Here is a 3,083-nt window from a genome sequence, read left to right on the forward strand (position 1 = left end):
AAGAATCCCGACAGTCCTTCCAACTGGGCATCGCCGCGACCTGCGATGCCGGTACCCACCGGGATGTCGGAACCGGCACCCATCCGCGACAGCAGCACCGACAGCGCCGCGTGCGCCACCATGAACATCGTGGCCCGGCCGCGGCCGGCCACCTCGACGAGCCGTTCGTGCGTCCGCGCGTCGACCTCGACGTCGACCGTGCCGCTGCGGAAGGACGGTTCGGCGGTGCGGGGGCGGTCCGCCGGCAGCCGCAGCTCCGGCGGCGCGTCCGCCAACGCGCCACGCCAGTAGTCTAGTTGGGCGCTCATCAGGCTTTCCGGGTCATCCGGGTCACCGAGCGTCTCCCGCTGCCACAGCGCATAGTCCGCGTACTGCACCGGCAACGGCTCCCACTCCGGCGCCCGCCCCGCACACCGCGCCGCGTACGCCACCCGCAGATCGCCCGCCAGCACTCCCATGGACCAGCCGTCGGAGGCGATGTGATGCACCACCAGCAACAGCACGGCTTCTGTCGGCGCCAGCGTCAGCAGGGCCACGCGCCAGGGGAGTTCCGTACTCAGGTCGAAGCCACGGCCGCAGAGTTCGTCCATGGTGGTGTGCAGATGTTCCGGGTCGGTGTCCCTCAGCAGGAGTCCCGGGTGTCCGGCCGGTCCGGTCAGCACGTCCTGCCGCGGCTTGCCCTCGTGGGAGGGGAACACCGTGCGCAGGCTCTCGTGCCGGTCCGCGAGGTCCCCGAGCGCCTGCTCCAGCGCGCTCCGGTCCAGATCACCGGTCAGACGCAGCGCCAACGGCAGGTTGTAGGCCCCCGCCGCGTCCGAGTCCGTTCCGTCCATCCGGTTCAGGAACCACATCCGCTGCTGTCCGAAGGAGAGCGGCAGTTCCGCCGGCCTCGTCCTCGGCCGGAGCGCCACGGCCCGGCTCTCGGCAGCCGTGTCGTCGAGGAGCCGTGCGACGCCCTCGACGGTCGGCGCGCCGAAGAGTTGCCGGATGCTGAGGTCCGCGTCGAGCGTCGCCCGGATCCGGGCGACGAGCCGCATCCCGAGCAGGGAGTCACCGCCCGACTCGAAGAAGTCGTCGTCGACGCCCATGCGTTCCGTCCCCAGTACTTCGGCGAAGAGGCCGCACAGGACTTCCTCGACCGGGGTCGAGGGCGGCCGGCCCGGTCCGTGTCCGGTCTGGGGGGCGGGCAGGGCGGCCTGGTCGATCTTGCCGTTGGGGGTGAGGGGCAGTTCGTCGAGGAGTACGACGGTGGCGGGGACCATGTACTCGGGCAGCCGCTCGGCGGCGAACGCCCGGATCGATGACGGTTCACCGTGAGCGACGACGTATGCGGTCAGCCGGTTGGCGCGGACCGTGACGGTGGCCTGGGTGACATCCGGGTGGGCGGCGAGGACGGACTCCACCTCACCGGGTTCCACCCGGAAGCCGCGGATCTTCACCTGGGCGTCGGCCCGGCCCGCGAAGTGCAGCAGCCCGTCGTCCGACCACCGCGCCAGGTCACCGGTCCGGTACATGCGGGTGCCGGTGTCGAAGGGGCTGGCCACGAACCGCTCGGCGGTCAGGTCCGCGCGGCCGAGATAGCCACGGGCCAGACCGGGACCGGCGAGATGCACCTCGCCGACCGCACCGACCGGCGCCGGCCGCAGGAACTCGTCCAGCACGAAGACGCGTGTGTTCGTCAGGGGGCGGCCGATGGCCGGCGGCGCGTCCTCGGCTGTGATGCCCTCCGCGATCTCCACGGCCGTCGCCATCACGGTGGCTTCGGTCGGGCCGTACGTGTTCCATACGGCCGTCTGCCTCCGCCAGCGGGCCGCGAGATCGGCGTTCAGCCGCTCGGCGCCCAGCACCCAGGTCCGTACCCCCGGCACCGCCTGCGGGTCCAGGACCCCCAACAGGGACGGTACGACACTGGCCACCGTGACCCCGGCGTCGCGGATCATCTCCGCCAGCGCTCGCGGGTCGGTACGCTCCTCGGCCGTGGCGATCGCCAGCGTGCCGCCGTGAGCGAGTGCGGCGGTCACATCCAGCACGGACGCGTCGAAGCTGAACGACGCGAACTGAAGCGCCGTCACGCCCTCCGCCACCCCCAGCACCGGCCCCATCGCCTCGACCAGGTCCAGCACACCGCGATGCTCGACCGCCACGCCCTTGGGGCGGCCCGTCGACCCCGACGTGTAGATCACATACGCCAGCTGATCAAGGCCGACCTCGAACCCGAGCGGGGCGTCCGACTGTGCCGCGATGCCGGTCCGGGCGTCCGTCAGCCAGTTCCCGTCGATCACCGGCGCCGCCCCGCTGTCCGCCACCATGAAGGCCAGCCGGTCGTCCGGGTACTCCGGGTCCAGCGGTACGTACGCCGCCCCGGCCTTCCACACGCCCAGGATCGCCACGACCATGTCGACACTCCGCGCGAGCCGCAGCCCCACCCGTGACTCGTCGCCGACGCCTTGTCCGCGCAGGTACCGGGCCAGCCGGTTCGACCGTGCGTCCAGTTCCGCGTACGACACCGTCTCGGTTCCGCAGCGTGCCGCCGGAGCGTTCGGTGTCAGACCGGCCCAGGCGTCGAACAGCTCCAGCCAGGAGCCGGCCGACGCGGGCCGGGCCTCGCCGTTCCACTCCTCGACCAGCCGCGCCCGCTCGTCGGTGTCCAGTACGTCGATCTCGCTGAGCCGGGTCCCCGGGTCGGCCGCGATCTGCTTCAGCACCCGCACCAGCCGGTCCCCCAACGACCGTACGGTCGCCGCGTCGAACAGGTCCGCCGCGTACAGGATGCCGCCCCCGAGACCGGCCGGGGAGCCGTCGGCCGCCCGCCGCTCGGCGAGCGAGAAGGACAGGTCGAAACGGGCCGGCAGTTCCGTCACCGCGGGCAGCGGCGTGACGCGTAGGCCCGGCAGCCGCCACTCCGCCTCGGGCAGGTTCTGCATGGCCAGCATCACCTGGAACAACGGGTTGCGCGACAGCGACCGCGCCGGGTTCAACTCCTCGACCAGCCGCTCGAACGGCACGTCCTGATGCGCGTACGCCGCCAGATCCGTCTCCCGCACCCGCCGCAACACCTCGGCGAACGACGGATCACCAGACAA

1 protein-coding gene is annotated in these 3,083 nt (G+C 72.0%); it reads right to left on the bottom strand.

Features of this window, described 5'->3' with window-relative positions; genetic code table 11:
- A partial coding sequence (locus ACTT8P_RS38015; RefSeq protein ID WP_442836361.1) for an amino acid adenylation domain-containing protein occupies positions 1 to 3,083 on the bottom strand: 3,083 nt, incomplete at both ends.

It is taken from the genome of Streptomyces sp. JW3, assembly GCF_052216785.1.
In the GTDB taxonomy this organism is placed as follows: Bacteria; Actinomycetota; Actinomycetes; order Streptomycetales; family Streptomycetaceae; genus Streptomyces.